The sequence below is a fragment of the Sphingomonas albertensis genome (assembly GCF_014358075.1).
In the GTDB taxonomy this organism is placed as follows: domain Bacteria; phylum Pseudomonadota; class Alphaproteobacteria; order Sphingomonadales; family Sphingomonadaceae; genus Sphingomonas; species Sphingomonas albertensis.
The window spans coordinates 199,716-223,483 of sequence record NZ_JACONT010000002.1; the positions used below are offsets into that span (position 1 = coordinate 199,716).

Consider the following 23,768-nt stretch of genomic DNA (forward strand, 5'->3'; position numbering starts at 1 on the left):
GTCAGCGGCCCACCGCGATGTAGGTGAAGCCGGCATTCTCGACGATGTCGCGCGGATAGATGTTGCGGAGATCGATCAGGATAGGCTCCGACAGCAACGACTTGACGCGCTTCAGATCGAGCGCGCGAAACGCGTCCCATTCGGTGACGATGACGAGCGCATCGGCGCCTTCCATCGTCGCATAGGTGTCGTCCTTGAAGTCGACGTTCTGAAGCAGCTTGGCGGCCTGCTCCATGCCCTCGGGATCATAGGCCTGCACGCGCGCGCCAGCATCCTGCAGCAACTGGATCACCGCGATCGCGGGGCTGTCGCGCATGTCGTCGGTGTTCGGCTTGAACGTCAGGCCCAGCACCGCGACCGTCTTGCCGCGCACTTCGTCGCCCATCGCCGCGATGACCTTGCGGCCCATCGCACGCTTGCGGTTCTCGTTGACTGCGACGACCGCCTCGACGATCCGCTGCGGCGCTTCGTAATCCTGGCTGGTCTTGAGCAGAGCCAGCGTATCCTTGGGGAAGCACGAGCCGCCATAGCCCGGGCCCGCATTGAGGAACTTCGCGCCGATCCTGTTGTCGAGCCCGATGCCGCGCGCGACCTCCTGGACGTCGGCCCCGACCTTTTCGCAGAGATCGGCGATCTCGTTGATGAAGGTGATCTTGGTCGCGAGGAACGCGTTGCCGGCGTATTTGGTCAGTTCGGCGCCGCGGCGCGACATCTCGATCACCGGCGAGCGGTTCAGGCTCAGCGGGCGATAGATTTCGCGCATCACGGCCATCGCGCGCTCGTCATGGCCACCGATGACGACGCGGTCGGGCCGCTTGAAGTCGTCGATCGCGGCGCCTTCGCGCAGGAATTCGGGGTTGGAGACGACGGCGAATTCCGCATCCGGGTTGTTCTCGCGCAGGATCCGCTCAACTTCGTCGCCGGTGCCGACCGGGACGGTCGACTTGGTGATGACGACGGTGAAGCCGCTGACCGCGGTCGCGACTTCGGCAGCGGCGGCAAAGACATAGCCGAGATCAGCATGGCCATCGCCACGCCGCGAGGGGGTGCCGACTGCGATGAAGACGGCTTCGGCGCCCTTGACGCCCTCGGTCAGGTCGGTCGTGAAGGCGATGCGACCGCCGCGAACGTTGGTTTCGACCAGCGCCTGAAGGCCCGGCTCGAAGATCGGAATCCGACCCGCATGTAGCGCGTCGATCTTGCTGGCATCCTTGTCGACGCAAATGACGTCATGACCGAAGTCGGCGAAGCAGGCTCCCGACACGAGGCCGACATACCCAGTTCCAATTACTGCGATCCGCATGGTCGTTTACTCACATCTTGCGAAGCCCGCGCACGCGCAGGCCGTCTATGCTGCATGGCAGCGTGTGGACCGTGCTGGTGCCGCGTTTCGGCCATTTTAGCAAGGGGTCCACAGGGTTCCGTCGTCCGCACGGCGCCGTTCGCCGCGTTGCTGCAGCGCGATACAATTTTGTAAATATAAGACGGTTAACGGAAATTTAACGGCCTTGCTTAGGGTTGGTTGCAGAACTTTCTGCGATTGCACGAGTGACGTCATGGAGATGCAAACCGTGCCCAACACCCCCGCTTCCGCCACCTCGTTCCTGTCGACGCTGGGCGTTAACGCTCACTCCGGCAACGCTAATAATGCGTACGGCAATGCCAGCATGACGATCAGCAGCCTGAACTATCTGGGTATCGGCACGGTGCGCGATACGTTGCCGGGATCGGGAATCGGTAACGCAGTCGTTAACGCAATGGCGGCCGCGGGCGTCAAATTCGACTTCGTGACGTCGTCGGGCCTGCCCGCGACCGGGGCGTCGGGGCTGGCCAACTATGTCGCGTCGCTCGAGGACTTCCAGACCCGGCATGCCGGCAGCATCGTCGCGATCGAGGGGCTGAACGAGGTCAACACGCAGGAGTTCAGCTATAACGGCAGCGGCTCGCTGACCGCGGCGGTCGAGTATCAGAAGGCGTTGTATACCGCGGTCAAGGGTAATGCCGGGCTGTCGGGCGTGTCGGTCATCAACCTGTCGGTCGCCCTCGAAAGCCCGTCCGCCTATGCGGCGATCGGCGATCTCGGCGCCTATTCCGATTACGCCAACGCGCACGCCTATACCGCATCGGGCGGACTGTCCGACACGGTGATGGAGGCATCGATGGCGCGCGCCGCCGCAGCGTCCAAGGGCGACAAGATCGTCATCACCGAGACCGGCTACACCACGCTGTCGAGCGATCCCGGCCTCGGTGTCAACGAAAGCGCGCAGGCCAAGCTGACCGTCAACGCATTGCTCACCGCGTTCGAGAACGGATCGAGCCAGACGTTCCTGTACGAACTGTTCGACAGCAGCCTCAACCCGGACGGCGCGGAGAAGGAGTTCCATTTCGGCCTGTTCAACGCCGACGGCACGCCCAAGCAGGCGGCGACCGCGGTCCACAACCTGACCAGCCTGCTCTCCTATGTCGATGCGGGGACCGGCACCGCGGCGTCGGCCGCGACCGCCTATTCGCTGGACGGCATGCCGGCCGACGGCCATTCGCTGACGCTGACCAAGACCAACGGCGCCTACGACATCCTGCTGTGGCGCGATGCCAATCTGTGGAACACCACCACCCAGTCCGAAAACGCGCTGGCGACGAAGACCGTCACGATCGATCTCGGCGGCATGCAGAAGACGGTATACGTCTACGATCCGCTGCGGGGCAGCGCGCCGATCGCGAGCTATACCAACGTCAGCCAGATCACGCTGGCGGTCGGCGATCGCGCGCTGGTCGTCGAGGTGGGGTCGAAGTCCGCCTACACCGAAACCGCCACCGCAGTTCCTGCTGCGCTGAGCACGACCGCGGACGGGCTGGTCGCGCAGATCGATAAGCTGGCGGGATCGACCGGGTTGAAGACGATCGCGCTGACCGACAGCGCGGTGCTGAACGTCGCCTCGGTATCGACGATGCGGTACATGATCGCCAATTACGGCGACGTACTGGCGAAGATCGACGGCGGCTATTCGTTCAAGGTCACCGAGACCGGCGTCGGCTGGAAGGAAGAACAGGCGTTCGACGCCAAGGGCATCCTCGTCTCGACCGCCGACTATGGCTATCTCGGCGGCGTCATTTCGAACATCCATACCGAATATGCGACCGGCGTGATCAGCGACCAGAGCTATACGATGGGCAAGCTGTCGGCGACGATCGTCGACGATCCGAAGCTCGGGCGGACCGTCACCAGCTACGACATCGCGACCGGCAAGCCGGCGTCGATGACGGTCGCCGGCAAGGACGGCAGCAATGCCGCGACGATCTACAAGAACGGTATCGTGTCGACCTACACGCTGACGGCGGCAGACGGCTCGAAGGTCACCGACACCTACGACGCCGCCGGCAAGCGCGTCAGCGAGGTCCAGGTCGATACCAAGAACGTCTGGACAACGCTGCAATATGACGCGAGCGGTGACGTCTCGCGCAAGTTCGTGCAGCGGCCCGACGGCAGCAGCGAGAGCTATGCGTACAAGTTGACCGGCCTCGCCTATGTCACCGAGCACCAGGTGGTGAACACCAAGGGCGTGGTGACGCTGGTCGAGCGACTGCGCGCCGACGGCACGCCGGTCACCACCGCGCAGACCTTCGCCGACGGCGGTAAGATCTCCAGCACGTTCGGCAGCAACGGCCAGTTGCTGACCAAGGTGACGAACGCGGCGGACGGCACGCGCACTTCGCTGACCTACGATGCGACCACCAGCAAGCTGGCGTCGAGCGTGGTGCAGACCGCAGCCGGAGCGACCACGACGATCACCTATGTCGCAGGCGTGATGAGCGACCGGACGCTGGTCCGCGCCGATGGCAGCCGCACCTCGGAGACGTTCGACGCGACCGGGTTGAAGACGCGGCAGGTCGATGTCGACACCGCCAAGACCTATACCACGCAGGTCTTCGACGCGACGACCGGCAAGCCGCAGCGTACCTATGTGCAATATACCGACGGGCGCAGCATCGTCACCAGCTACAACGTCACCGGCAAATCCTATGTGACCGAGGTCCAGACCACCGACAAGGCGGGCAAGGTCGTCTCGGTCGTGCGGCGTCATGCCGACAATACGCTCGACTATACCGACTCGTACGCGGCCGACGGCAAGCGCACGACGACGAGCTATGACGCGACCGGCCACCGGCTCAACCAGACCATCACCGCGGTCGGCGGCGGGCGCGTGATCACCACCTACGACCCGACCACCGGCGGGCTGAAGAGCCTGCTCGAACTGGCGGCCAACGGCACGATCATCCGCAGCCAGACCTATAGCGGCGGCGGCCTGGTGAACGAGGACGTCGTCAACGAGCAGGGCAAGGTCACCTATACCTACAACAGCGCCGGCGCGAAGATCTCGCAGCTGCAGACCGACTCCGATGGCACGAAGACCACGACCTTGTTCGACGCGAGCTCGGGCGCGGTCACCAAGGTGTATGTCGCCAATCCCGACGGCAGCGGCGAAACCCGCGCCTACGGCCTGACCGGCCTCGCCTGGACCACCGAGATCCAGGTGACGGACGCCACCGGCAAGATGGTGTCGCTGACCCGCAGCGCCGCCGACGGCCGGCTGGTCTCGACCGAGATCGTCCAGGGCAGCTCGAAGATCACGACGGCGTATGATTCGCAGGGCCGTCGCCAGACCGAGACGACGGTGACGGGAGACGTCGCCAAGGACGGTACGCGGACGGTGCTGACCTATGATCCGGCGACCGCGACATTGCTGTCGCGCGTCGTCCAGTCGGCGGTCGGCGGGACGGTTACCACCAGCTTCAAGGCCGGCATCGTCGCCCAGATGGTCTCGGTGCTGCCCGACGGCAGCCGCTCGACCGTGACGTATGACGCCGCGGGCAAGAAGACCAACGAAGTGACAGTCGATACCGCGGGCACCTGGACCACGTCGGTCCTCGACGGCACGGGTGCCGTGTCGAAGCGCTATATCAAGAACGCCGACGGCAGCGGCGAGACGCAGTCGTTCGGCATCACCGGTCAGGCCTGGACCACCGAGCGCAGCGTGTTCGACGCCAAGGGCAAGGTCACGCTGGTCGTGCGCAGTCATGCCGATGGCAGCCTGGCGTATCAAGAAACCAACGCCGCCGACGGCGCGCGTCTCCTCCAGACCTACGACGCGGCAGGCAAGCTCAGCCAGTCGGTGGCGATCGCCGCGACCGGCGAAACGCATACCCAGCAGTTTGATGCGACCACCGGGCTGATCACGCGCGACATCGGCCAGTTGGTCAACGGCGATGTCGCCACCTCGCTGTACGAGAATGGCAAACTCGCCAGCCGACGGACCCAGGTCGCGGCCGGCGGCAAGATCGTCGAGGCCTACAACGCCGACGGATCGCGCACCGCAGACACCTACACCGCCGCCGGGATCCGCACGACCGCGGTGATCGTCGATGCCGCGGGCAGCTGGAACACGACGCTGTACGACGCGACCACCGGCAAGCTGACGAGCAACTTCATAGAGCGCGCCGACGGCACCGCCGAGAACACGCTGTATAACGTCACCGGCAAATCCTACGTCACGCAGACCCAGCTGGTCGACGGCAAGGGCGTGGTCGTCTCGGTCGTGCGCAAGCACGGCGACGGGACGCTCGATTATACCGAGACGCGCGATCCCGACGGCACCAGCCTGCTGACCTATTACGACGCCAAGGGCCGGAAGACGAAGGCCGCGACGATCGGCAGCGACAGCACGCAGACCAGCGAATACGACGCCGAAACCGGCGCGCTGGTGACCCGGATCGACGAGTCGAACGGGATCAAGCACAGCCGCGGCTTCGACACCGCGGGCCGGTTGATCAAGGACGTTACCGTCGATGCGCAGGGGCAGTGGACGACGCTGCTGTACGATCAGGCCGGCACCGTCACGCGCAAATATGTGACCGCGCCGGACGGCTCGGCCGTGAACACCGTCTATATGCCGACCGGCTCCGACTATGCGGTCGGCGTGGTCAAGACCGATACGACCGGCAAGACGATCTCGGTCGATCGCACCCGCACCGACGGCAGCCGCGCCTATGCCGAGGTGAACGATGCGACTGGGCGGACGCAGCAATATTTCGATATCGCCGGCCGCGAGCAGAGCAAGGTCGTGACCGATGCGGCCGGGCGTACGACGATGAACTTCGATACCGCGAAGGATCAACTCTCCTCCAGCAAGACCGAGCTTGCCGGCGGTGGCAGCGTCGTTCGCAGCTACACCGCGGGCGTGATGACGGGTCGTACGACGACCACCGCCGCGGGTGTCGCGACGACCGAGAGCTTTACGACCGCGGGCCATGCGATCGCCGATGTCCGGAGTGCGGCGAGCGGCTATGACGCGATCCTGGTCGGCGGCGCGGGCGGGGTCACCGGCTCGGTGGCGGACGAACTGCTGCTGGTCGATCGTAGCGGTGCGACCGTTGCCGGCGGTGGCGGCGACGATCGTTTCCTCGTCACGCTGGGTACGTCGGCGACGATCGCGGACTTCGGGGCGGGCCACGATCTGCTCGATCTCTCGGCGTTCGCGAAGTCGGGATACCAGCCGATGATGGAGATATCGGGCAGCGACCTGACCGTGAAATACGATCAGGGTGCGACGATCACGCTGACCGGGGCGGCGGCGCACCGACTGGTGCAGACCTCGGCAAACAGCGGCGTTTACGCATTCGGCTGACGCTTTGCGGCGCGCGTACCGGTTTAAGCGGTGAAGCGCGCTGCATCGCAACATCCGCTTAGGATTTTGGCCGTAACGTTAACCACACCGAATCGGTTTTGTGGAAGATGTTATGACCCCAGTCCGTGTTCCCGCCGCCCGTGTTCCCGCCGCCCGTGTGCAAACCGCCCGTGCTTCGGCCGCCCGTCCTTCGGCCACCGATCGGCCCGGCGCATGAAGCATCAGGTGATCCAGGACGATAGCGGCCTGGTGGCGCTGACCGCGCTGCTGGCGATCCACCGCATCGCGGTCGATGCCGATCAGCTGCGCCACGGTCTGGGCCATTTCCATTCGCTCGACGCCGATGCGCTCGTGCGGCTGGCGGGCGGCATCGATGGCGTGCGCGCCAAGTCGCGGACGGCGCGTCCCGAGGATCTCGCCCGCCTGCCGCTGCCGGCGCTGGCGGACGGGCCCGAGGGCTGGTTCCTGATCGGCCGGATGCAGGGCGACGAGGTGCTGATCCAGCGCGCGCACCAGCCGGTCGCCAAGGTCGACCTGGCGACTCTGCAGACGCTCTGGTCGGGCACGCTCGTGCTGGTCACGACGCGCGAGAGCGCGGCGCTGGCGACCAAGGGGTTCGACTTTTCCTGGTTCATCCCGCAGATCGTCCGCTATCGGCGGCTGATCGGCGAAGTGCTGCTGATCACGCTCGCGCTCAACCTGCTCGGGCTCGCCGCGCCTTTGTTCTTCCAGAGCGTGGTGGACAAGGTGCTGGTCCACGGCACGCTGTCGACGCTGTCGGTGCTGACGATCGGCTTCGTCGCGGTGTCGTTCTGGGAAACCGCGTTCGGCTGGCTGCGCACCCGGCTCTATTCGGAAACGAGTCAGAAGATCGACGTCGAGCTGGGCGCGCGGCTGTTCCGCCACCTGCTGCGCTTGCCGCTGAGCTATTTCGAATCGCGCCGCGTCGGCGATACCGCGATGCGCGTCCGCCAGCTCGAGACGATCCGCGAATTCCTCACCAACGCGTCGCTGACGGTGCTGATCGACCCGGTGTTCGCGGTCGTCTTCCTCGCGGTGATGGCGCTGTATTCGATCAAGCTGTTCTTCGTCGCGGTACTCGCGATTCCCGCCTATCTCGCGGTCGCCCTGCTCGTGACCGGCCCGCTGCGCAGCCGGCTCGACGAGAAGTTCGAGCGCGGTGCGGCCAACAACGCGCTGCTGGTCGAGAGCATCGCGGGCATCCAGACGGTCAAGGCCGCCGCGGTCGAGCCGCAGTGGCAGGACGCCTGGGAGCGCCGCCTCGCAGGCTATTCGGCCGCCAACCAGCGCGTCATCGATCTCGGCAATACCGGCAACAACGCGATCCAGCTGATCTCCAAGCTCAACATGGCGGCGATCCTGTATTTCGGCGCGCAGGCGGTGATCGCGCACGATTTGACCGTCGGCGGGCTGGTCGCGTTCAACATGTTCGCGCAGCGTGTCTCAGGGCCTGTGATCCGCATGGCGCAGCTGTGGCAGGAGTTCCAGCAGGTCCGGATCGCGGTCGAGCGGCTCGGCGACGTGCTCAACCACCGCGTCGAGCCGGGCGCCGGCAGCCAGACCGCGCTGCCCGCGATCCGCGGCAGCGTGACGTTCGAGAATGTCCGCTTCCGCTACGCCGACGACGGTCCATGGACACTCGACGACATCGACCTGGTCGTCCCCGCCGGCTCGACGCTGGGCATCGTCGGCTCGTCGGGCTCGGGCAAGTCGACGCTGACCAAGCTGCTCCAGCGTCTCTACGTCCCCGCCAACGGCCGTGTGCTGGTCGACGGGGTCGACGTCGCGCAGATCGATCCGGCGTGGCTGCGGCGACAGATCGGCGTCGTGCTGCAGGAGAACGTGCTGTTCAACCGCACGGTGCGCGAGAACATCGCGCTCGCCAATCCCGCGCTGCCGATCGACAAGGTGATGGCCGCCGCCGAGATGGCGGGCGCGCACGAGTTCATCACGCGGATGCCGCAGGGCTATGACACGATGATCGAGGAGCGCGGCGCCAACCTGTCGGGTGGCCAGCGTCAGCGGCTCGCGATCGCCCGCGCGCTCGTCACGCAGCCGCGCATCCTCATCTTCGACGAGGCGACCTCCGCGCTCGATGCCGAGAGCGAGGAGATCATCCAGACCAACCTCAAGCAGATGGCGGTCGGCCGCACCGTCATCATCATCGCCCACCGCCTGTCCGCGATCCGCCAGTGCGACCGCATCGTCGCGCTCGAGAAGGGGCGTCTGGTCGAACAGGGTTCGCACGACGAACTGCTCAGCCACGATGGCCGCTACGCCGACCTCTACCGACGCCAGATGGGCGTCCTGTACGGAATCGCTTCATGACCGCGCTCACCCATCATCTGTCGCTCGTCCGTCGCGCCTGGATCGAGGATCGCGCGACCCGCCGCGACCGCCGCATCCCGCTCGAGACCGCGTTCCTGCCCGCCGCGCTCGAGGTGATCGAGCGCCCGGTGTCGCCGACCGCGCGGATCACCGCATGGCTGTTGCTCGGCGGGATGGCGGCGACCGCGCTGTGGCTGACGCTCGGCCATGTCGACATCGTCGCGACCGCGGAAGGACGGACGATCCCCGCCGACAGCGTCAAGCTGGTCCAGTCGGTCAGCGGCGGGCTAGTCCGCAAGATCTGGGTGCATGACGGCGATGTCGTCAAGCGCGGCCAGCCACTGGTCGATCTCGATCCGACCTTGTCCTCCGCCGACGAAGCGCAGGCGCGCCAAGCGCTGCTGACCGCCGAGATCGACGTCGCGCGCAATGCCGCGATCGTCGACGGGCTGAGCGGGGGGCGCGGCGTGTTCGTCGCGCCCCCCGGCACGCCCGCCGACGTACTCGACACGCAACGCCGGCTGGTCGCAGCCCAACTCGGCAGCGCGCGCGCGGCCGATGCCGGGCTTGCCGCCGCGCGTCGCTCCGCGCTCGCCGATGCGGCGGGCGCGGGGGATCAGATGCGCGCGCTCGACGCCAACCGGCCGCTGATGGAGCGCCAGGTCAAGGCGGTCGAGACGCTGGCGGCGCGCGGCTATGCCAGTGGCCTGCGCGTGCTCGACATGCAGCGCCAGCGGCACAGCGAGATGGGCAGCCGCGATGTCGCCGCGCAACAGCGCACGCGTGGGCTGTCGGAGGCGCAGCGGTTCGGCGAGGAGCTCAACCATTCGCGCGAACAGGCGCGCCAGACTGCGCTTGGCGATCTCGCCAAGGCGCAGTCGGATGCGATGCAGCGCCGCCAGGATCTCGCCAAGGCCAGCCAGCAGAGCCGGATGCAGCGACTGGTCGCGCCGGTCGACGGCACCGTCCAGCAATTGGCGATCCACACCGTCGGCGGCGTGGTCGAGCCGGTCCGCGCGCTGATGGTGGTGGTGCCCGACGGCAAGCTGACCGTCGAGGCCAAGCTGCTCAACCGCGACGCCGGCTTCGTCCACGCCGGCCAGCCGGTCGCGCTCAAGCTCGAGGCGTATCCGTTCACGCGGTTCGGCACCGTGCCGGGCCGGATCGTCTCGGTCAGTCGCGACGCGGTGCAGGACGAGAAGGGGCCGTCCTATTACATGGCAAGGATCGCGATGGACCAGCGCACGGTCACCGCTGACGGGCGCAAGATGACCCTGACCCCCGGCCTCGCGGTCACCGCCGACATCCGCACCGGCCGCCGGCGCCTGCTCGACTATATGCTCGACCCGGTATCGCGCGACGTCTCCGAAGCGGCCCGCGAACGGTAGGGCAAAGGGGCCTACCCTGCTGAGCGGTCAACCTTCCAAGTCGCGAGCCACGCGAGGCGGTCGCTCGTCATGTTCATGAGGCATACGAAGCTTCCAAGCATGACGTAACTGATACCGTCCGATACGTTGCAAGCGTCGTTCCTTCGGACGATCCAGCGACGTTCGGACGCGACGACGCGCCTGCGGTCCGCTGGGCCGAGCGATCGCAACAGCGTCCGGTAGGAAGCGTTGAGCGCAACGTTCGTCTTCGAGAGCTGTTCCCGTAGGCAGTGATTCTCGACATAGCCGTAGGGAAGCCCGTAGATTTCCTCGATCCAGAGGCGGCCTTCGGTCACGTAACTATCCAGCGCCGCTTGCGTCCAACACCGCCCCTTGAGATCGTCCGAGGACACGCCCTTGGGAAGCACGACGTCGAAGGCCGAAGACCAGTGCCGCCGCAGGTTCGGATCACCGGAGGGCTGCGCGGTTGCTCCGCTCGCGATCGCCATGATCGCCGTGATCGCTATCGACTGGGAAACTTTGGCGCGGGGGGCCCCTTTCGATACGCGGTCGACGGTCGACTTCATCTCGGCGTCCTCCGGAATATCAAGCGTATGCCTGTTTTCGGACTGTAGCGATCGCGCAGTGCGGATCGCACCTTATACTTGCGCGTCACGACCTGTCGCTCATGAAATCTGGGCATGACCATTGTCGGCGCTCGATCGGTTGATCGGACGGACCGATCGCTTCGTCCGATGGGAGGTTTCGGGGTGCATCATCTAGGACAGCGCTCCGTACCTTGGTCTCGTACTTTACAAGCGACCTGGGGAGCTGCCGTGTCCGAGCTGTTGGAACTGATCGATTATGAGGCATTGGTGCTCGCCAAACTCGAGGATGCGGCGCAATCTTCGTCGCGGCGCGAGCGGTGCGCGCATCTAGACCAGGCGGCGGTGTTCGCCGCGCAAGGTGAAGCCGCCCGGTATGCTGGAAACGGCTCCCGCTCCTGAACGATGGCGCGTGAACGAGGGCGCGGGATGTCGGGGCACCGGGACGTGCCACCGACGCTTCGGGAACTGTAAAATCTACCCCAGCCGGTGATCGTTTCTCGTCACGCGCGCCCCTCTTCCAGCGATTAGGGAGCGTGGGAAGGAGAAACCGCGATGATAGCTGCCGAAGATGGTCCTGCACCCGGCGCAGACCAGGTCTGCGAGAATAGCGCCTATCGGGCGGCCCGCGCAGAGTGGCATCGCAACCGCGCTGCGATCGCGACGGACGGCAGCATCAGGCTGCTCCACGAGAAGTTCGCGGCCCTGTACAGCGCTGGTACCGAACCGATCAGGCGGTGTAGCGGCGGATCGGCACGGACTTCCGGATGATCGTGATTTCGACGCGCGAACTCAGGACGTGACCAATACTCGCTCGTCCGCCCCTTCCGGCTTGCGGACTCGGCGGCGCCATCCACCGGTTTCGGTCATGAACGCATCGCTGAACGCGTAGCCCATCATCAGCGTGGCGAACGCCGGGCCATAGCATTGCACCGTGATCGCGTAGACGTTCAGCATCATCAGCAACAGCAGCTTGGTACGGTCCACCGTCCTGAAGCACGAGACGAACACGCCGGCGACGATGACCAGGAACGGTATCCCGAGCATCAGATAGGTCGTCATGTAGAAGTTATCGACCGGCACGTTGTACTGGGCCATGTCCGAGAACTTCATCGGATAGGCGAAGCAGCCGAGGCCGCAGCCGATCAGGAGCCCCGCCGGGAAAATCTGCTGAAGGTAGGTGAAGGGCAACTGCCAGCTGTTGTCGATCCGGTCCTGCAAGCTCATCAGCTTGGACGAAACGTCCTGCAACTCCGCGCCAGCCAGGGTGAAGACCAGCACGAACGGCACCAGCACGGTCAGGAACGAGAATTTGGCGAGAAGGCGATCGACGTCGAGGCGGTTCTTTGCCGGGATCAGTACGTCGACCACCACCAGATGCAGCGTGAACATCGCCAGCGTCAGCAGCGCGGTGCGGTTGGTCGAGACCTGGATCGCCCAGAACATCAACGGGAGAATCAGGAGATTCATCCATTTGGGCACCCAGCGATAGACCATCATGTACGGGAACAGCACCATGAACGCGGCCATCGTGCTGTCGCCCGCGAAGCCGCCGTACCGCACCTTGCCGTCGATCCACCACACGCGCGAGATGTTGCGCAGGCCGTTGAAGCTGTCGATGTCCGCGCCGACCCAGGGATAGTCGATATGCGGCGCGAAGATCAGGCCGATGATCGACAGCGCCGACATGATCGCGAGGCAGACCCGCACCGCGGGCAGTCGCACGACGCTGCGTCCGCAACAGATGAACCCGACGAAGATCGGCATGAACGACTTGACCGACGACGCGAACATCGCCGGCGTCCAGGACATGAAGATGATCGACACGGCGGCCGCTGAAATCGTGCTCAACGTCGCGATGATCGCGAAGGACGAGCGCTTCTGGATCGCATAATGCCAGATGAAATAGGCAAACGCGACCATCGCCAGCAGATCCGGCACGAACCACAGGGGCGACAGATGCGCCAGCTGCAGGAGATACCGCAGCATCCCCGTCAACGCGTCGCGGATGGCGAACATGCAAAGCACCGCGGCGGCGCAGGTCAGCGCCAGATCGTTCTTGCCGACCGTGCCCGCGGCATCGTCCGTCACGTCGGAACTATACCATATACTAGCCATCAGCGAGATTCCGGTTCTGCGGTGACGATGACGCCGGCACGGCCCGACGCGGGTTGGCCGTCACCCATACCGGTACTGCCGAAGCGGCTCCAGCGTCGGTTGAGAAAGGCGAGCATCGGCTTTTCGATCACGCGGTGGACGATCACCGCGCCGATCAGCGCACCGACGATCGCGATCGGCAGGAGCAGCACGGGCGCACGCTCGAACAAACCGAGCTTCTGGGTGATCGCCTCGGCGACCTTGATCGCGATCGGGTGCGACAGATACAGCGCGTAGGAGGCATCGCCGCCGGCGACCAGCAGCCGGGTCAGGCCGGACGGCGCGACATGCTGCCCGCCGACCGGTTCGAGCCCGAGCACCGCGGCGGCCATGATCAGCGTCGCAGGAATGCCGCCGGTCACGATCCGCCCGATCGTGTCGTACGCGCCGGTCTGATAGCCGATCACCGCGAGCACCAGCGCGAGCGGCAGCATCGCGAACGCGATCGGGCGGGGAATGCGGACGCCCTTGAGGAACAGGTGCGCGAGCACCATCCCCGCGAGGAACTCGCCGGTCAGCGGATAGCCCCAGAAATGCAGCATCCGCCAATCGAGCGGTGCGAGATGCGCGACCGCCATCAGCCCGAGGATCGCGGCGAAGATGATCGCCAGCCCCGCGGTGCGGCGAAACGGCAGCGCGACCGCGAACACGACGTAGAACATCATCTCGTAATTCAGCGTCCAGCCGAGCGTGAACACCGGAAAGCAATACTCGCCGCAGACCGGGCCGGGCAGGAACAGGTAGGAGAACAGCATGTTCGTCGCTCCCGGCCGCGGCGCACCGGTCGCGATCAGCACGACCAGCGCAAGCGTCGTGAACAGCCAGTAGAGCGGCGCGATCCGGATCAGCCGGCGGCGCAGGAAATCGGCGGCGGCACCGGCATCCCCGAACCGGTCGTGCATCATGTAATACATCACGAAGCCCGAGATGACGAAGAAGACGTCGACTCCGAGCCCCCAATCGAACGGGATGAAGCCCCATTTGCCCGCGCGCGCGCCGATATGCTCGACGAGAGCATGCTGGCTGTGACCGCACAGCACGAGGAACGCCGCGAGGAACCGCAGGATCTGGAGGCTGTCTATCCGGCCGAGACGCATCGGGAACACCTTCGTTTTGGGCAGGAAGATCGTGGCGCGGGACATCGCGCCCCGGACATGCTCACTGCGGAATGCACTATAGAAGGTCAATTGCGGAAAAGTATGCCGCAGTGCAGCACGACCCGAAATGACGCAGCGAGCATGCGACGCGCCGACCGGATTTGGCGACGTGCCGGGGGATACGGCCCCCTCCCGCGATCACCGCGGGTGGACGTATAGGACCGAAATCGCCTACTGGCATGCTGTAGTGCAGTATGACCCGGCAGTCGGCCGGCGATCGGATCTGCGCCGACGCCCTAGCGGAGACGCTGCCTTCATCATGTCTGTGTTACTGACACGATTGATCCGCGGCGGCGCGCCGAACATGGCTCTGCGCGGCTCGACGCTCTTTCTGCGATTCGCGCTGTCCTTCTATATCGTCAGCCAACTCGGACTCGCATCGGCGGGTGTTTACGGCCTGGCGATCGGCGCAATCGGCATCGTCCCCGCGACGGTCGGCTGGGGGCTGAACTATTTCGTGTCGCGCGAAGTGGTGGGCCATACGCCTGCGACCGCCGCGCCGCTGATCCGCGATCGCCTGATCATCACCTTCGCGTCACTGCTGGCCGGCACGCTGATCGCGGTGCCCGTGCTGATCTGGCAGACCGGCGAGATCACGCAGACCCAGGTCCTGATCCTGATCCTGCTGTGGCTGGAGACGCTCGCACTCGACATCTACATGCCGATGATCGGGCTGGAGCTGGCGCTGTTCGCCAACGTCCTGGTGTTCGTCCGCTCGGCGCTGTGGATCCCGATCGTCGTCGGAATCGGCTTTGCGGTGCCGGCGCTGAAGACGCTCGACATGATCTTCATCGGCTGGATTCTCAGCCACCTGCTCGCGATCGGCATGCTGTTCGTCTATTTGCGCCGCTGGCCGATGAAGGCGGGCTTGCGCGAAGAGAAGAAGCTGAGCGTGCTGGTCAATCGCGCGCGCCGTGCCTGGTACATCTATTTCAGCGACCTCGGCATCGTCGGCCTGGGCTATGCCGACCGCTTCATCCTGAACGCGCTGCTCGGGCTGGTCGCGACGGGTATCTACAGCTTCTATTTCTCGATCACCAACGCGCTGCAGACATTGATCTCGACCGCCGTGGTGCAGCTTGCGCTGCCGCGAATGGTGCGCGCGTTCCGCGGTGGCGATCCCGCCGAGTGGCAGGCCGAGCTGCGCCGCCAGATGATCAAGACGTTGACCTTCGCCGCGGTGTTCAGCGTCGGCATTTTCCTGGCGACCGAGTTGATCTTCTACTTCGCGCCGCCGGGCCGCTTCCCGGTGTTCCGCGTGCTGCTCGCGATCATGCTGCTGGCGGCGACGATCCGTTCGGGCTCGGACCTGCTCAACGTGTCGATCACCAGCATGGGGCGCGACCGCATGTACGCGGTCAACAACGTCGCCGGCGTGATCGTCGCGATCGCGTTCGGCACGGGGTTCATGTATTTCTTCGGGCTGATCGGTGCCGGCCTGTCGGCGGCGGCGACCGCCAGCACGCTGTTCATCGTTCGTTTGGTGTACCTGCGCCATGTCCTGAGCAAGATGAAGCAGTCCGATCTTTCGCCCGATCCACACATGGCAACGGCGAACGATCCGGAAACGGGGATGCCGCAGCGATGACCGATACTCCTGCGCCGTCGGCATGGCGCACCTGCGCCGATCATGTCCGCGGTGACCTGATCCGCGTTGCAAAGGTCGGCAGCCGGCGCCCGGGCGGCGCGTTTTTCGTCTATGCGTGGCTGTTCCTCCCCGGCTTCCGCTTCATCCTGGCACACCGGATTCAGCGATTGCTGGCATCGATCCCGGCGGTCGGCCGGATCGTGGCGCGACTATATTGGGCGCGGACCTGTCGGCGATCCGGATCGGAGATCGCCGCGATCGCGAACGTCGGCCCCGGCTGTTACATGCCGCATCCCTATGCGATCGTGCTCGGCGACTGCACGGTGGGGCGCAACGTCGTGATCCTGCAATGCGTCACGATCGGCAAGCGCGGCGACGAGGCGCCGCGTGGGCCGATCATCGGCGACGATGTCGAGATCGGCGCGGGCGCGACCATTCTCGGACCGATCACGATCGGCCACGGCGCCAAGATCGGTGCCAATTCGGTCGTGTTGAAGGACGTGCCGGCAGGCGCCATCGCCGCCGGAACGCCCGCGCGGATCCTGGGCGCGGCCAGCCCTTCGAACGTCGGCGCGCAATGACCCCGCTTGCGGCGTCAGACCGTCCGGCGCTGCGCGTCTTCTATATCGGTGCCGGCGATCCCGTCGCCCCGCGATCGGGGATGGACGTCGTCGCCCGCGCCCATATCGGCGAGCTCGCGGCGTCGTCCGCGGTCGCGCTGACCGGCGTGTTCGCGACGCTGCCGGCCGATACGCCGTCTCCTGCGTTCGGCGGAGTCACGGGCTATCGTGCGGATACCAAGACGCCGTCCAAGGCCCGCAAGCTGGCGCACCTGATTTCGGGCAAGCTGCTGATGAGCATCGGCTTCGTCTCGACACCGGCGCGACGGGCGATCCGCACGGGGTTGGCGGCCGGACCCGACCTGATCGTGGTCGATCATATCCAGGCGCTGGCGAACGTGTCGATGTGGCGGCTGGTGCTCGGACGGACGCCGTTCGTGTTCATCGCGCACAACGTCACGCCGGACACGCTGGTCGACGGTGCGCGGTTGCGGAAATCGCGCCTGTCCGCGCTGTTCCTGCGCATCGAGGCGGTCCAGGCATGGCTGATCGAGGCGTTGCTGTTGCGACGTGCGGCGCGGACCGTGTTCATCTCCGACAGCGATGCGCGCCACTACCGAGGACTGACGGGGGCGAAGGGCGTCGCGCTATGCCCGGTGATCGAACGGAGCGCTCAGGCTTCGGACTGCCTGCCGGTGCCGCAGGACATCGAGCGCGATCAACGCCGCGTGCTGTTCATCGGCAGCCCCGGCTTTCCGCCCAATCGCGCCGCGATCGACTGGATCACGCGCGCGCTCGCGCCTGCGCTGCTGGCGCTGGACACGCCGGCGATCGTGACGTTCATCGGCAAGGGTACGCGCGAGCATATCGGCCCGCCTGCCGCGAACGTCGAAACGCTGGGCTTCGTCGCCGACGACGAGATGGAGCGGCTGCTCGGCACCTGCCTGTGCATGCTGAGCCCGGTCGTCCATGGCAGCGGATTGAAGATCAAGATGCTCGAGGCGTTCGCTGCGGGTGCGCCCGTGATGGCGACACCGCTGTCGCTGCAGGGATTCGAGTTCATGGGCGTGGAGGCGCTGCTCGACCTCGACCGGCCCGAAGCCGCCGCTCGCCATATCCTCGCGTTCGCGCAGGACCCCGCGGCGGTCGAGGCGGCGCGGACGCAGGTGCGTGAGCGCTGGGCCGCGCATAGCCAACGCCGCGAGGGCGCGCTGGTCGACACGCTGATCGATGCACGCGCGGCGCGGACCCGATGATGGCCCCGATGATGGCGGCGACGACGAACCCTGGCGACGAACGAGGAGCGGGCATCGTGACCGAGACGCAGACGCACGCAGGACCGACCGGTTCACAGGCTGCCAAGGTCAAAGTGCTCGATCCCAACCTGTCGATCTATCTCGACCTGTTGCGACTGGTCGCGGCGTTCGAGGTGGTGCTCGGCCATGCGCGGCATTTCGTGATGCCGGGGCTGCCCGGGTTCATCTCCGGCCATACCGGCGAGGCGGTCGCGGTGTTCTTCGTGCTGTCGGGGTTCGTCATCGCCTTCGTCGCGGAAGAGAAGGAGCACAGCCTTCGCGCCTATGCGACCGCGCGCCTCTCCCGGCTATATTCGGTGTGCCTGATTGCGCTGCTGGTCGGCTTTGCGTGCGACATGATCACCAACCGCTTCGGCGTGGTACCGTTGAGCACCCATGGCTTCTACGATCCCGCCTATCTAGCCAATCTGCCGTTCGCGCTGACCTTCACCAACGAACTCTGGTTCAGCCACCGCGTATTCGGCAGCAACGAGCCCTATTGGTCGCTCGGATTCGAGGCCGCCTATTACGTCATCTTTGCGGCGTTCTTCTACCTCGGCCGCGTGCGCGGCGCGGTGATCGGCGTCCTGCTGATGATCGCCTTCGGGCCCAAGGTGGTCGCGTACATGCCGATCTGGCTGTTCGGCCTGGTCGCCTATCGCCACATCCGAGCGGGCCGGGTGACGATGTCGAAATGGCTGGCGCTGGCCGCCTTCGTCGCAACGATCCCGGGCTATTTCCTGGTCAAGCGGACGATGGAGCATTGGGCTTGGCCGATGTACGAGCCAGCCAGCGTGGCGCAACTGGCCAAGAGCTTCGTCTATTTCGCGCTGGTCGGCGTGGTCATCACCATCAATATAATCGCGTTCCGCCGCGCCGCGGAAGGCCGCACGGTTTTCCCGGCGGGGTTCGCCCGCGCGATCCGCTGGTTGGCGGGCGCGAGCTTCACGCTCTACCTCATCCACCAGCCGTTCCTGATCATGCTGACGTCGCTGTTCCCCGGTCTGCGCACCCACCTGCTCGGCGGGCCCGTCGCGATCGGCGGCGCGGTCGTGCTGGCCCTGCTGATCGCCGAGGTGTCGGAGCGCCGCAAACGCGTGTTCCAGCGGATCGTCGGCGGCCTGCTTGGAGCTACGCCCCGTGGATCTACGCCCCGCGGCGGGCAACCGAAGTCGGTCGGATAGCGGCAACTAATATTAGTTAACAATCTGGTAACGATGAAATAATAGGATTTCGTCAATCCATGCCCCCTAGATCGGCCGATGGGTCAGGGGTCTGCCCCATTTAGGGAACGCATGGTGGCAACTGCTCATAATTTAGTTTCGTTTGCCGATACGGTCGAGCGCCGCGGCGAAACGCGCGTGTCGCTGGCGCGCACGGGCACGTTGCGCCTTGCCGACGAGTTGCCCTCGCGTGAAATTCGCATCGCCGATCTCAATCGCGACGGTTGTCGGATCGAGTCGCTCCTGCCGCTGGCGATCGACCAGGCGGTGACGATCGGCATTCCCGGCGTCGGCCTGAACAGCGCGCGGATCACGTGGGTTGGCCGGTCCGATTATGGCTGCCAATTCGACGTCGCGCTGCCCGCGGGAAGCGTGACCGCGGCGATGACCGACAACGTCCATGATCTCGGCCAGACCCATGCCGCATTCCGCGCGCCGGCGACGTTCAAATGGGCACCGCGTGGTCGGCTGATGCTGCTCGGTGCGCTGAGCCTCGCCGGCTGGACGGCGATCACGATCGTCGCGGCACGCCTGCTGGCCTGATCCCCGGATCGAGGGTGCGCCCGATCGGCAAGCCTGCCGGACGCACCGTCGACCAGAGCGTCACATCATTCGATAGCGGATCGGCGTGCCTTTACCGGCCAGCGATACCACCACCGGTCGCGATCCGATCGGGATCGTCGTGTCGCGTGGCCCATCGGGCGCGCAGACCGTGCGATAGGGTACGGGTGCGCCGCCGAGCACCAGTTGTGCCTTCTGCGAAGAGCGGTCGGTCCAGGCGATCAGCTTGCGTGACTGGCCGTCGTCCATCCTGACCACGGTAAGCCCGGGTTGCGGCTGATCGACCCGCCAGCTCTTGGCGCGCGCGATCAGGTGCGTGACGTCGCGGACCATGCAGGCGGCCGGCTTGGGCTTATAATCATAGGTGAACAGCCCGAAATTGTCCTCGATGTCGTCGGGGCGCTTACCCTGATCCTTCAACTGATAGATCCAGACGCCGCGCATCCAGGGCGTGGCCGCGGACCAGAGCAGGAACTGCGCGATGTTGTCGCCCGAATCGTTGCGCGCGATGTCGCAGGATCCGCCACGGGTCGTCGGCCAGCCGATCTCGGTGACGTAGATCGGCATCGCCCGCCCACCGCGGGTCGGCATCGCGCCATGCAACGCCTGCATCTTGTCGATCGCCTCATCCGCCGTGCGGTTTTCGGGGCGTTCGCAATGATTGTAGTAATGCACCGACAGGCCGTCGGCACCCCGCAAGCCGCCGCCCCCCGCGACCGAGCGAACCCATTGCCAGCCATCGTCCGTGCCCGCCGCCCCGGCGAGGATCGTGGCGCCAGGCTGGGTCGCGCGGATCGCCGCGGTGGCCTGCGCCGCCAGTCGGGCATAAGCGTCGCCCCCGCGAGGGTCGCCGGGTCCGGCGCGTCCGATGAGCTTGCCCATCGCGGGGGCGGCATTTAGGTTCCACTCGTTCCAGATTTCGTAGATCGGGCGCCGCGCGGCTGTCTGCTGTGCGGCATCGCGGGCGAACCCGGCAAAGGCTGCACGGCCGGCATCGGTCACGGGAACGCCGTCGCCGCCGATCGCGGGATTGGGATGGTCGAGGATGAACAGCGGGCGCGCGCGCGTCGCGGCGAGGAACGCGGCCTGACCGGGACGCATGGTGCCCGGGGCGTTCATTCCCGCCCCCTTGAAGCCCGCCCAGGTCAGATCATCGCGGAACGACGAGGCGCCGACGGTCTCCATCGCCTGCGCGGTGCGCGCGGGATCATAGCCATAGTCGCCGCCGATACCGAAATGCACGCCGACCCCGACGATCAGCGGGACCGGTCGAGGGCTCAATGGCCCGTCGGGCAGCACCTTGAGCTGACCGGGCGTCGCCGTCATCGGCGCCATCGAGGCGAGTGCGATGGCGCCCCCGACCAGGCCGGAAACCGCGACTACGGTTCGGGCAAGGATTTTCCAGGATGGGCGCGGCGACGTCTGGGATCGCATGGACGGCATAGACTTCTCCTCGACCCCCGGATTTTGCGTTTAGCTCCCCCGGAATACGGGCTCAATAGGCGTTGCTGTGGACCAGCACGTTCATGGTCCGGAACAGGATCGTCACGTCGCGCATAAGGCTCCAGTCGTGGAGATATTCGAGATCTGCCTGAAGCCGGTTCTTGAGATCGACGTCGCGGTGCGTCGCGCCACGAAAGCCACGAACCTGCGCCAGGCCGGTAATGCCGGGCTTCAGCGCGTGGCGATGCCAGTATTCGCGATCGATTTCCCAGAACAGCTGGTTCCCTGCGAGCGATCCCAGCGCATGCGGGCGCGGGCCGACCAGACTCATGTCGCCGAGCAGCACGTTGATGAACTGGGGGATCTCGTCGAGGCTGGTCTTGCGGATGAACGCACCGACGCGGGTGATCCGCTTGTCGTCGCGCTGGGTCGAGGTAGACCCGCGTGAATCCGAATTCTCCACTCGCATCGAGCGGAATTTCAGGATGTGGAAGATGCGGTTGCCGCGCCCGATCCGCTCCTGGCGGAACAGCACGGGACCGGGCGAGTCGAGCTTGACCGCGAGCGCGATCAGGATGAGCGCGGGCGAGATCGCGATCAGCACGACCAGCGTCACGATGATATCGAGCGCACGCTTCTTGGCCATGTCGGTATAACTCAGCGGCCCACGCGCCACGAGCAGCGTCTGCCGGCCCTTGAAGTTCTGCAACCCGAGCACGCCGAGCTTGCCGAAGCCGGGCGACAGGATTTCGCCGTCGACATTGGCGCCACGCAGCAGCAGCGACCAGTCGAGCTGGCGATCCGCCGGGCATTGCACGACGACGCGCTCATATTTGCTGACCATCTGGCCAAAGCGGTTGAGCATGTGCGGGTTGCCCATGTCTGGCTCGATCCCGGCCTCCGCCGCGAAGATCGTGTCGCAGACCTGGCGCTCGTTCCATTCGGCACGCGGGACATCGTCGACGATCAGCAATTCTGCCACCAACTTGGGCGCAGCCGTGCGACGCACGACGATAACGATGGCCATCCTGAACCCGGCCATCAGGATCATCGTGCCGCCGAAACCGATCGCGAACGCGACCCGCGAAATCTCGTTGCCGGCCTGAACGAAGAAGATCAGCGTCAGCAGCGCGAAGCCGGTGATCGCCAACGGCACGATCGCGCGCAGGATCGATTCCGACCCGCTGGTGATCGCGGGCCGCGAATACGCCTTATTGTTGAAGGCGATCAGGAGGTAGATCGGCAGGACCGGATAGGCCAGGTCGATCCCGCTCAGCGACAACCAATTGTCGCCGCGGACGAAACTGCCTATCGCGAAGCCGATCGAGATCGCCAGCAGATCCGTAAAGATCAGCAGGCAATACAGCCGCAATCGCAAATTGCGTCGGTGGAGTGCACCGGCCAACGAAATCTCGCCGACATGCTCCATGGCTACTTCCATCGCGTGACTAAATCCCTAGAAAATCGGCCACTGGTCAACCGACCGGTTTTCGCTGCGACGCAACAATGATAGCGGTTGGCCCGTTGTGGATCAATCGCTCGTTATAGCCGGACTGGACCTCATAAAAGCTGAACGAGGTCACCGAATCAGCCTAAGCGACGCACCATGACGTCGCGCGGCCAACCGGCAACCAGATGGCGTCGCGCCGTGCTTATCGACGGACAGAATTGGAAAATATAGACAATGATTGGGGTTAACGGTCGCTTCCTGGGTCGCTCGGTCACTGGCGTCGAACGATTTGCCCGCATGCTGCTGAACGAGGTGCATGACCGCGTGGCACAGGGCGCAGAGCCGCCACGCTGGACGATATTGCTCCCGCCGGGCGTTGCCGCTCCCGCTGAATGGCCCCATTTTTCAGCCCGGACGATTGGTAAAGGTGGCGGCCATGCTTGGGAGCAATTCCACCTGCCCCGAGCAGCACACGGCTCGACGTTATTGAACCTCTGCAATTCCGGACCGGTGCTGCCGCGACGATCGCTGACCGTCGTTCACGACGCGCTCGTCTACGACCTTCCCGGCAATTTTTCGCGGCCGTATCGGACCATGCACCGCACCCTGGGGCGCCTGATCGCGCGTCGCTCGCGGATCGCGACCGTGTCCGGCTTTTCGCGCGATCGGCTCGCCGCGGTGCTCGGCCTCGACCCCACGACGATCCCGGTCATCCCCAATGCGGCGGACCATGTCGATGCGATCGTGCCGGACACGACGATCGTCGACCAGCTCGGTCTGACGCCGGGCCGCTTCATGCTGTTCGTCGGGTCGTTCGCGCCGAACAAGAACCTGCCCCGCGCGCTGGAGGCGTTCGCGCGAGTCGCGCAACCCGACGACCGACTGGTGCTGGTCGGCGCGGCGGTCAAATCCTTCGCGCAGAACGGCATGGATACGGTACCGCCCGGCGTGATCCTGCCCGGCCGGATCAGCGACGCCGCGCTGATGGGGCTGTACCGCGGTGCGCGCGCGCTCGTCTTCCCCAGCCTGTACGAAGGGTTCGGGATTCCCCCGCTGGAGATGATGCGCTTCGGTCGGCCGGTGCTGGCGGGCGACATCCCGCCGGTGCGCGAAGTGTGCGGGGACGCGGCGCTGTACGTCGATCCGATGTCGGTCGATTCGATCGCCGCGGGGATGGAGCGGATGCTGCGCGACGACACGCTGGTCGAAACCCTCGCCGCACGTACCCTCTCACGCGCGAATGCCTATACCTGGGCGGCAAGTGCCGACGATCTGATCGCGGCGCTCGCGACGGTCTGAAACGATACCTACCGGCCGGTCGGTACGGCGC

17 protein-coding genes are annotated in these 23,768 nt (G+C 65.6%); 11 read left to right on the plus strand and 6 right to left on the minus strand.

The genetic code is table 11. The features are described from left to right. Position 1 precedes the first annotated feature (1 nt). The gene (locus tag H8S47_RS02030) at positions 2-1,303 is read right to left on the minus strand and encodes a UDP-glucose dehydrogenase family protein (protein ID WP_187502258.1); all 1,302 of its coding nucleotides are present in this window, start codon (positions 1,301-1,303) and stop codon (positions 2-4) included. Between the two features lie 253 nt (positions 1,304-1,556). Here H8S47_RS02030 and H8S47_RS02035 point away from each other — a divergent pair, with 253 nt between their 5' ends. The 3 genes from H8S47_RS02035 (at position 1,557) to H8S47_RS02045 (ending at position 10,420) form a co-directional block, all read left to right on the plus strand. Next, positions 1,557-6,683 carry a hypothetical protein gene (locus tag H8S47_RS02035; protein ID WP_187502259.1) on the plus strand — a complete coding sequence of 1,709 codons (5,127 nt, stop codon included), beginning with the start codon at positions 1,557-1,559 and terminating at the stop codon, positions 6,681-6,683. Between the two features lie 213 nt (positions 6,684-6,896). Further along, positions 6,897-9,032, plus strand: coding sequence for a type I secretion system permease/ATPase (locus tag H8S47_RS02040; RefSeq protein ID WP_187502260.1), 2,136 nt, complete (start codon positions 6,897-6,899; stop codon positions 9,030-9,032). After that, the gene (locus H8S47_RS02045) at positions 9,029-10,420 is read left to right on the plus strand and encodes an HlyD family type I secretion periplasmic adaptor subunit (RefSeq protein ID WP_187502261.1); all 1,392 of its coding nucleotides are present in this window, start codon (positions 9,029-9,031) and stop codon (positions 10,418-10,420) included. The genes H8S47_RS02040 and H8S47_RS02045 overlap by 4 nt, the downstream gene beginning before the upstream one ends. Before the next feature lie 11 nt (positions 10,421-10,431). Here H8S47_RS02045 and H8S47_RS02050 read toward each other — a convergent pair whose 3' ends face one another. Continuing rightward, a complete protein-coding gene (locus tag H8S47_RS02050; RefSeq protein ID WP_187502262.1) occupies positions 10,432-10,986 on the minus strand; it encodes a lysozyme inhibitor LprI family protein in 555 nt (184 codons plus the stop codon). A gap of 249 nt (positions 10,987-11,235) precedes the next feature. Here H8S47_RS02050 and H8S47_RS02055 point away from each other — a divergent pair, with 249 nt between their 5' ends. Together H8S47_RS02055 and H8S47_RS02060 are read left to right on the plus strand one after the other, a co-directional pair. Then, positions 11,236-11,406 (plus strand): hypothetical protein, encoded by a 171-nt coding sequence (locus H8S47_RS02055; protein WP_187502263.1) that lies wholly within the window; start codon positions 11,236-11,238, stop codon positions 11,404-11,406. Positions 11,407-11,559: 153 nt separating this feature from the next. Further along, positions 11,560-11,775, plus strand: coding sequence for a hypothetical protein (locus H8S47_RS02060; protein WP_187502264.1), 216 nt, complete (start codon positions 11,560-11,562; stop codon positions 11,773-11,775). A gap of 21 nt (positions 11,776-11,796) precedes the next feature. Here the strand turns inward: H8S47_RS02060 and H8S47_RS02065 are convergent, their stop codons facing one another. Next, on the minus strand, positions 11,797-13,122 hold the full coding sequence (locus H8S47_RS02065) for a hypothetical protein (RefSeq protein ID WP_187502265.1): 1,326 nt from the start codon (positions 13,120-13,122) through the stop codon (positions 11,797-11,799). Further along, the gene (locus H8S47_RS02070) at positions 13,122-14,303 is read right to left on the minus strand and encodes an acyltransferase family protein (protein WP_187502266.1); all 1,182 of its coding nucleotides are present in this window, start codon (positions 14,301-14,303) and stop codon (positions 13,122-13,124) included. The genes H8S47_RS02065 and H8S47_RS02070 overlap by 1 nt, the downstream gene beginning before the upstream one ends. Positions 14,304-14,577: 274 nt before the next feature. On the opposite strand from H8S47_RS02070, the gene H8S47_RS02075 reads away from it, so the two are divergent. The 5 genes from H8S47_RS02075 to H8S47_RS02095 all read left to right on the plus strand — a co-directional run bounded on the left by H8S47_RS02075 (position 14,578) and on the right by H8S47_RS02095 (position 19,527). Continuing rightward, on the plus strand, positions 14,578-15,906 hold the full coding sequence (locus tag H8S47_RS02075) for a lipopolysaccharide biosynthesis protein (protein WP_187502267.1): 1,329 nt from the start codon (positions 14,578-14,580) through the stop codon (positions 15,904-15,906). Further along, a complete protein-coding gene (locus H8S47_RS02080) occupies positions 15,903-16,487 on the plus strand; it encodes a serine O-acetyltransferase (protein WP_187502268.1) in 585 nt (194 codons plus the stop codon). Before H8S47_RS02075 ends, H8S47_RS02080 begins: the two co-directional genes overlap by 4 nt. Next, positions 16,484-17,722: a glycosyltransferase gene (locus H8S47_RS02085; protein ID WP_187502269.1), complete on the plus strand. Its 1,239-nt coding sequence runs from the start codon at positions 16,484-16,486 to the stop codon at positions 17,720-17,722. The genes H8S47_RS02080 and H8S47_RS02085 overlap by 4 nt, the downstream gene beginning before the upstream one ends. After that, positions 17,719-18,945, plus strand: coding sequence for an acyltransferase family protein (locus tag H8S47_RS02090; protein ID WP_187502270.1), 1,227 nt, complete (start codon positions 17,719-17,721; stop codon positions 18,943-18,945). The genes H8S47_RS02085 and H8S47_RS02090 overlap by 4 nt, the downstream gene beginning before the upstream one ends. A 114-nt stretch (positions 18,946-19,059) precedes the next feature. Next, on the plus strand, positions 19,060-19,527 hold the full coding sequence (locus H8S47_RS02095) for a hypothetical protein (protein WP_187502271.1): 468 nt from the start codon (positions 19,060-19,062) through the stop codon (positions 19,525-19,527). Between the two features lie 60 nt (positions 19,528-19,587). Here H8S47_RS02095 and H8S47_RS02100 read toward each other — a convergent pair whose 3' ends face one another. Together H8S47_RS02100 and H8S47_RS02105 are read right to left on the minus strand one after the other, a co-directional pair. Further along, complete coding sequence (locus H8S47_RS02100; RefSeq protein ID WP_187502272.1) at positions 19,588-20,880, minus strand: glycosyl hydrolase family 17 protein; 1,293 nt, start codon at positions 20,878-20,880, stop codon at positions 19,588-19,590. A 160-nt stretch (positions 20,881-21,040) separates the two neighbouring features. Next, positions 21,041-22,429, minus strand: a complete 1,389-nt coding sequence (locus H8S47_RS02105; RefSeq protein ID WP_187502273.1) for an exopolysaccharide biosynthesis polyprenyl glycosylphosphotransferase — start codon at positions 22,427-22,429, stop codon at positions 21,041-21,043. Positions 22,430-22,672: 243 nt separating this feature from the next. On the opposite strand from H8S47_RS02105, the gene H8S47_RS02110 reads away from it, so the two are divergent. After that, a complete protein-coding gene (locus H8S47_RS02110) occupies positions 22,673-23,737 on the plus strand; it encodes a glycosyltransferase family 4 protein (protein ID WP_187502274.1) in 1,065 nt (354 codons plus the stop codon). Positions 23,738-23,768 lie beyond the last annotated feature (31 nt).

What these genes read in the sequence shown, in the direction of transcription:
- H8S47_RS02030 (WP_187502258.1), bottom strand. Translation starts at nt 1,303, where the DNA reads ATGCGGATCGCAGTAATTGGAACTGGGTATGTCGGCCTCGTGTCGGGA.
- H8S47_RS02035 (WP_187502259.1), top strand. Translation starts at nt 1,557, where the DNA reads ATGGAGATGCAAACCGTGCCCAACACCCCCGCTTCCGCCACCTCGTTC.
- H8S47_RS02040 (WP_187502260.1), top strand. Translation starts at nt 6,897, where the DNA reads ATGAAGCATCAGGTGATCCAGGACGATAGCGGCCTGGTGGCGCTGACC.
- H8S47_RS02045 (WP_187502261.1), top strand. Translation starts at nt 9,029, where the DNA reads ATGACCGCGCTCACCCATCATCTGTCGCTCGTCCGTCGCGCCTGGATC.
- H8S47_RS02050 (WP_187502262.1), bottom strand. Translation starts at nt 10,986, where the DNA reads ATGAAGTCGACCGTCGACCGCGTATCGAAAGGGGCCCCCCGCGCCAAA.
- H8S47_RS02060 (WP_187502264.1), top strand. Translation starts at nt 11,560, where the DNA reads ATGATAGCTGCCGAAGATGGTCCTGCACCCGGCGCAGACCAGGTCTGC.
- H8S47_RS02065 (WP_187502265.1), bottom strand. Translation starts at nt 13,122, where the DNA reads ATGGCTAGTATATGGTATAGTTCCGACGTGACGGACGATGCCGCGGGC.
- H8S47_RS02070 (WP_187502266.1), bottom strand. Translation starts at nt 14,303, where the DNA reads ATGTCCCGCGCCACGATCTTCCTGCCCAAAACGAAGGTGTTCCCGATG.
- H8S47_RS02075 (WP_187502267.1), top strand. Translation starts at nt 14,578, where the DNA reads ATGTCTGTGTTACTGACACGATTGATCCGCGGCGGCGCGCCGAACATG.
- H8S47_RS02080 (WP_187502268.1), top strand. Translation starts at nt 15,903, where the DNA reads ATGACCGATACTCCTGCGCCGTCGGCATGGCGCACCTGCGCCGATCAT.
- H8S47_RS02085 (WP_187502269.1), top strand. Translation starts at nt 16,484, where the DNA reads ATGACCCCGCTTGCGGCGTCAGACCGTCCGGCGCTGCGCGTCTTCTAT.
- H8S47_RS02090 (WP_187502270.1), top strand. Translation starts at nt 17,719, where the DNA reads ATGATGGCCCCGATGATGGCGGCGACGACGAACCCTGGCGACGAACGA.
- H8S47_RS02100 (WP_187502272.1), bottom strand. Translation starts at nt 20,880, where the DNA reads ATGGCGCCGATGACGGCGACGCCCGGTCAGCTCAAGGTGCTGCCCGAC.
- H8S47_RS02105 (WP_187502273.1), bottom strand. Translation starts at nt 22,429, where the DNA reads ATGGAAGTAGCCATGGAGCATGTCGGCGAGATTTCGTTGGCCGGTGCA.
- H8S47_RS02110 (WP_187502274.1), top strand. Translation starts at nt 22,673, where the DNA reads ATGATTGGGGTTAACGGTCGCTTCCTGGGTCGCTCGGTCACTGGCGTC.